Here is a 5,871-nt window from a genome sequence, read left to right as displayed (position 1 = left end):
GGGCTGGCCCCCCCCCCCCCCCCCGCCTCCCCCCCCCCCCCCCCCCCCCCCCCCCCCCCCCCCCCCCCCCCCCCCCCCCCCCCCCCCCCCCCCCCCCCCCCTCGCCCGCGCGCGAGGCGGACCCCGGCGCCGGAATGCGGGGCCGCCGCACCCATGTGCGGCGGCGGCCGGGCGATGACGATTCGTCGTGAGAAGTTCGCGGCTCGCCCCGCGGACGTTCCCCGAACGCACAGGGAGCGACACGCGATGACCACGTTCCAGATCGAGCAGACCCCCGATGGGCCCGGTGTGGCCGCCGGGCCCCCGCTCAAGTTCGTCCTGTCCAGCGTCCAGTCCGACTCGCACATGTGGAACCTCGTCGCCCTCCAGCTGATCATGGAGGAGATGGGGCACGAGGTGGTCAACCTCGGCGCCTGCGTCCCGGTCGAGCGGCTGCTGGCCGCCTGCCGCGCCGAGCGGCCGGACTGCCTGGTGATCAGCACCATCAACGGCCACGGCCACGTCGACGGCGCCCGGGTGATCTCCGCGCTGCGCGCCGACCCCGGCCTGGCCGGCCTGCCCGCCGTCATCGGCGGCAAGCTCGGCGTGCAGGGCGACGCCAACGCCGAGCTGGAGACCGAGCTGCTGGCGCTGGGCTACGACGCGGTGTTCCACGTCGGCGCCGGCGACTCCGGCCAGGCGATCGAGTCGTTCCGCGAGTTCGTCGCGGCGAACGTCCGGACCTTGCGGTGACCCCTGCCCGGTCGGTGTTCAGCAGCTTCGTGGCCGAGCACCGGCGTCGCCGGACGCTGCTCGTCCAGCCGCGCATGGGGTTCTCCGACCCCGCCGCGATGCGCCGCGGGCTGCGCGCGGTCGCCGGGGCCCGGGTGCCCGCCATCGGCACCGTGACCCTGGACAGCTACACCCGCACCGGGCAGCACGACCTCGCCGCCATGTCGATCGCCTCCGGCGTCCGGCTCAACGGCTACCCGCTGGTGGCGCTGGGCGCGGCCGTCACCGCCGAGCTGGTGGCGGGCCTGCCCGGCTTTCCCGTCCAGGTCCGGCACGGCTCGGCGCAGCCGGAAGACATCTTCGCCGTGATGCTCGAAGCCGGGCTCGACGCCTCCGAAGGCGGGCCGGTGTCCTACTGCCTGCCCTACAGCAGCGTGCCGCTGCGCACGGCGGCGAAGTCGTGGTCGCGCTCGGCGTCACTGCTGGCCGGGCAGGCCGACCGGGGCGTGGACTGCCACCTGGAGAGCTTCGGCGGCTGCATGCTCGGCCAGCTGTGCCCGCCGGGCCTGCTCGTCGCGCTGTCGGTGCTGGAGTGCCTGTTCTTCGCCGAGCACGGCGTGCGCAGCGTGTCGGCCAGCTATGCGCAGCAGATCAGCCCGGAGCAGGACGCCGAAGCGCTGTGGGCGATGCGGCGGCTCTGCGCCGAGGAACTGTCCACTGTGGACCACCATGTGGTGCTCTACACCTACATGGGCCTGTTCCCGGAGTCCGCGGCCGGGGCGCGGGAGCTGGTCGCCGAGAGCGTGCGGCTGGCCGTGCGCACCGGCACCGAACGGCTGATCGTCAAGACCACCGCCGAAGCGCACCGGATCCCGACCGTCGAAGAGAACGTCGAGGCCCTGCGGCTGGCGCACGCCACCGCACTGGACGCTCCTTCGCCCGGGCCGCCGCCCGACGGGGACACCGAGGTGTACGCGCAGGCGCGGCGGCTCGTCGACGAGGTCCGCTCGCTCGCCCCGACGCTGACCGAGGCGCTGCCGGCGGCGTTCGAACGCGGGCTGCTCGACGTCCCGTACTGCCTGCACCCCGACAACGGCGGCGAAACCCGGTGCGTGCTCGACGACGAAGGCCGCCTGCAGTGGTGGCACACCGGCCGGATGCCGCTGCCGCCCGAGCTGGGCGGCCGCCGCGGTCACGACCGGGTCAGCGCGACCCGGCTGCTCGCCGACCTGTCCTACCACCGCCGAAGGCTCGACCCGGTCCTGTCCTGAACCGCCCGACCAGCTGGGAGTGAGAACGCCATGGAGCACACCGATCCGCCGGACCCGCGCACGCACCTGACCTCGGAGACCACACGGCGGGTGCTGGGCCTCCAGCACAAGCTGCTCACCGAGGCGCGCGCGTTCCTGGGCGCGCGCGGCTTCACCGAGCTGCTGCCGCCGGTGATCGGCCCGGTCACCGACCCGGGCGGCCGCGGCGCGAAGCAGGTGGACGTCGACTTCTACGGCCACCGCTACAAGCTGATGACCAGCGCGATCCTGTACAAGCAGGCGTCGCTGCTGGGGTTCTCGAAGATCTTCTACGTCGCGCCGAACGTGCGGCTGGAGCCCCTGGAGACGGCGAACACGAGCCGGCACCTGGCCGAGTTCCACCAGCTCGACGTCGAGGTCGCCGGGGCGTCCCGCGACGACGTGCTCGACCTGCTGCAGGACCTGGTGGCGCACGTGGTGCGCCGGGTCGTCGAGGACGCCGGCGACGTGCTGGAGGCGCTCGGCCGCGACTCGGGCGCGTTCACCGACCTGCTCGGCGGCGCGTTCGGCCGGCTGTCGCACGCCACCGCCGTCGAGACGTTGCGCGAGCTCGGGCACCCGCAGAGCGCGGACGCCGAGATCGACTGGGCGGGCGAGGCGATCCTGTCGGAGAAGCACGCGAGGCCGTTCTTCCTGGTCGACTACCCGAAGGGGTCGCGCGGGTTCTACGACCGCGAAAGCACTTCTGTCGGCGGTGTCCTGCGCAACTTCGACCTCATCGCGCCGGAGGGGTACGGCGAGCTGTGCAGCGGCAGTGAGCGTGAGCACGACTACGGCCGGATCGTCACGCGGATGCGCGAGACGGGCGAGAACCCGGCGAAGTACGCGTGGTACCTCGACCTGGTCCGCGCGGGCATTCCCGCCAGCGCCGGGTTCGGCCTGGGCGTGCAGCGGTTCACGCGGTACGTGGCCGGGCTGGACGCGGTGTGGCAGGCGACGGCGTTCCCGAAGCTGCCGGGGGTGGTCTCGCCGTGACCGCTTTGGAGGCTTTCGGTTTCCCTGCCGATGAGGTCCGGGCTCGTGCCCTGCACGGCGCTTCGGCGGTGTTCCCCGCCGCCTCTTCCTACGGGACTTCGTTGTTCGGCGCATCTTCTTCGGCTTCGGGCGACGTCTTGGAGTCGGCCCGGCTGGTCCCGCCGGTGTTCGTGCCGCGCCGGCTGGAGAAGCTGATCGAGCTGGGCCGCGAACCGTTGTACGGCGACGTCTCGCTGTCGGCGTCGATCGGCGGGTTCGGGTCTTCGCTGCCGTTGTACCTGTCGGCCTTCGGGTCGACGCAGGTCGCGGGGGCCGGGCTGGGCGCGGCGGCGTCGGCACAGGCCGCGCGGCTCGGGATCCCGATGGTGATCGGCGAGAACGTCGTCCCGGTGCACGGGCACGGCCGTGCGGGCGGCGCGTCGGACGGGACGCTGCTGGAGCGCATGCGGGCGTACGCGGACGCGGTGCCCGACGGGCTCGGCGGGGTGGTCGTCCAGCAGAGCACCGAGGACGCGGACGCGGAGGTCTGGAACCTCGTGTACTCGGACCCGTCGGCGGCCTCGCTGCTGGAGTCCGGGCGGCTGGCGTTCGAGCTGAAGGTCGGGCAGGGCGCGAAGCCCGGGCTCGGCGGGATGACGCTGGTCTCGCCTTCCGTTGCCGCTTCCCTGGCGGATTTGTACACAGTGGACGTTCCGCTCGGCTCTTCGGTGGTGCGGAGCAGCTCACCGGGGACGTTCACCGACGAGATCCTCCGGCAGCAGATCCGCTTGATGCGCAACAACTTCCCGCGGGCCGGGGTGTGGGTGAAGCTCCCGCCGGGCCGTGATGTCGCGGCCGCGGCTTCGGTGGCATGGGCGGCGGGAGCGTCGGCGGTGACGGTCGACGGCGCCGAGGGCGGATCGGGCTGGGCGCCCACCGCGTTCGCCTCGGTCGGGCTTCCGCTGGCGGAGTGCCTGGCCCGCATCGGATCACCGGCGGGGTGCCTGCTGGCGTCCGGCCGCATGTGGGAGGGCACGCGGGTGGCGAAGGTCCTGGCACTGGGCGCGTCGGCGGCGGGTCTGGGCCGGGCGGCGCTGCTGGCGGTGGACACGGACCCGGTCGACGGGCTGGTCCGGTTCGCCGAAGCGCTGGCGTTGGAGCTGCGGATGCTGCTGAGCGCGCTGGGCCAGTACCGGGCGGACGCGCTGACGCCGGACGATGTCTGGTTCCCGGGGACGCCGGAGCAGGTCCGCGAGCAGGTGCTGTCATGACGGCGGCGGCCGAGCGAACCCCCACGGACCTCGATCCGTCGACCGGTCCGCACGTGGCGCCTGGACCGGCGGAGGTCACGGGGGCGCTGGGCAGCCCTGCCGCCCAGCACGCCACCGCGCCGGCCGAGCCGGGCGCGGCCGGGCCCGCTGCCGCTGCGGCCGGGCAGGGCAAGGCGGGCGAGCCCGTCGCCACCACCGGCAAAGGCCTTCCCGCGCCTTTCCTCGGCCTGGTCCTCGCCATGGGCCTGTCCTCCCTCGGCGACGCGGTCTGGCTCATCGCCCTCTCCGTCACCCTCGTCGGCACGGCCGGACCCGCCCTCGCCGGCCTCGTCCTCGCCCTCGGCTCCCTCCCCAAGGTCCTCACCCTGCTCGTCGGCGGCGCCGTCGCCGATCGGAGCGGTCCGCGGCGCGTCCTCGTCACCACCGACCTCGTCCGGGCCGGGGCCATGCTCGCCGGGGCGGCGGCCGTCCTGCTCGTCGGGCCGGTGCTGCCTCTTCTCGCCGGGCTCATCGTCGTCATGGCCGTCGCCAGTGCCTTCTTCATCCCGGCCTCCGACGCTCTCCGGCCGAACCTCCTCCCGCCCGAACACCTCGTGCGGGGCAACGCCGTCTACCTCGCGGCCGTGCGGGGCGGGCAGGCTGCCGGTGGGGCACTCGGGTCCTGGCTGGCCGGGCTCGGCGGGCTGGTCACCGTCGCCGTCGTCAACGGGGTCAGCTTCGGGATCTCCGCGCTCGCCGCCGGCAAGACCAAGACCCTGGCCGGCAACGAACCCCGGCAGCGCGTCAAGCTCCGGGAACTCGGCAAGGAAATCGCGGAAGGCGCGAGGTACGTCGCCCGACGGCCCGCCCTGCGGACGGCCATGATCGTCACCGGCCTCCTCGAGCTCAGCGGCGCCGGCCCGATCAACCTCGGGCTCGTCCTGCTGGGCGGCAGCGCCGGCGCCGGCTGGCTGCTCACCGCCATGACGCTCGGGGCGTCCCTCGCCTTCGTCGTCTCGGTCAAGTGGCCGCCCCGCGGGAAGGCCGGGCGGCTGGCGACCGGCGGGCTCGCCGCGCAGGTCGGCTGCCTCGCCCTGCTGGCCACCGGAAACCTCGTTGTCGGCATCGCCGCCTTCTTCACCCTCGGGCTGGTCGCCGGGCTCACCGCGCTCGTGCTCGTCAGCCTCGCCCAGCGGTGGGCGACGCCGGAGATGCGCGGCCGGGTCATGTCGATCCTGGCGCTGTTCACCCTCGCCGCCACCCCCGTCGGGAACCTGCTGATCGGCGTCCTGACCGAGGCCATCGGCGTCCCGCTCACCATGTTCGCCCACGCCGCGGTCGCGCTCGTCGCGCTCGCCCTGCTCGTCGCCACCCCGGCACTCGGCCGGGCCGCACTCACAGAGGAGAAGCAGTCATGACCAATCCCTTCGAAGACGAGAACGGCACCTTCCTGGTCCTGGTGAACGCCGAGAACCAGCACTCGCTCTGGCCGTCCACAGTGGACGTCCCGGCCGGCTGGACGAAGGTCCACGGCGAGGACACCCGCGCCGCGTGCCTGGAGTACGTCGAGACGCACTGGACCGACCTGCGTCCGGCGAGCCTCGTCGCCTCGATGCGCTGACCACCCACCCGCCGGCAGAACCGAA

General features: G+C 73.8%; 6 protein-coding genes. All 6 read left to right on the top strand.

The window, feature by feature from the left end; genetic code table 11:
- Positions 1 to 246 precede the first annotated feature (246 nt).
- Genes ACZ63E_RS17635 through ACZ63E_RS17610 form a run of 6 tightly spaced genes read left to right on the top strand, consistent with a single transcriptional unit; the run spans position 247 to position 5,846 of the window.
- Positions 247 to 732, top strand: a complete 486-nt coding sequence (locus tag ACZ63E_RS17635) for a cobalamin B12-binding domain-containing protein (RefSeq protein WP_465337042.1) — start codon at positions 247 to 249, stop codon at positions 730 to 732.
- Entirely contained in the window at positions 729 to 1,982 is a 1,254-nt protein-coding gene (locus tag ACZ63E_RS17630; protein WP_465337041.1) for a methylaspartate mutase, read from the top strand. The genes ACZ63E_RS17635 and ACZ63E_RS17630 overlap by 4 nt, the downstream gene beginning before the upstream one ends.
- A 30-nt stretch (positions 1,983 to 2,012) precedes the next feature.
- Positions 2,013 to 2,996 (top strand): asparagine synthetase A, encoded by a 984-nt coding sequence (locus tag ACZ63E_RS17625; RefSeq protein WP_465337040.1) that lies wholly within the window; start codon positions 2,013 to 2,015, stop codon positions 2,994 to 2,996.
- Complete coding sequence (locus ACZ63E_RS17620; RefSeq protein WP_465337039.1) at positions 2,993 to 4,246, top strand: glutamate synthase-related protein; 1,254 nt, start codon at positions 2,993 to 2,995, stop codon at positions 4,244 to 4,246. Before ACZ63E_RS17625 ends, ACZ63E_RS17620 begins: the two co-directional genes overlap by 4 nt.
- A complete protein-coding gene (locus ACZ63E_RS17615; RefSeq protein WP_465337038.1) occupies positions 4,243 to 5,643 on the top strand; it encodes an MFS transporter in 1,401 nt (466 codons plus the stop codon). The genes ACZ63E_RS17620 and ACZ63E_RS17615 overlap by 4 nt, the downstream gene beginning before the upstream one ends.
- Complete coding sequence (locus ACZ63E_RS17610; RefSeq protein ID WP_465312580.1) at positions 5,640 to 5,846, top strand: MbtH family protein; 207 nt, start codon at positions 5,640 to 5,642, stop codon at positions 5,844 to 5,846. The genes ACZ63E_RS17615 and ACZ63E_RS17610 overlap by 4 nt, the downstream gene beginning before the upstream one ends.
- The last annotated feature ends 25 nt before the right edge of the window (positions 5,847 to 5,871 follow it).

This window comes from Amycolatopsis sp. NPDC104819, from assembly GCF_055583145.1.
This window is presented reverse-complemented; position numbering and strand designations above follow the sequence as displayed.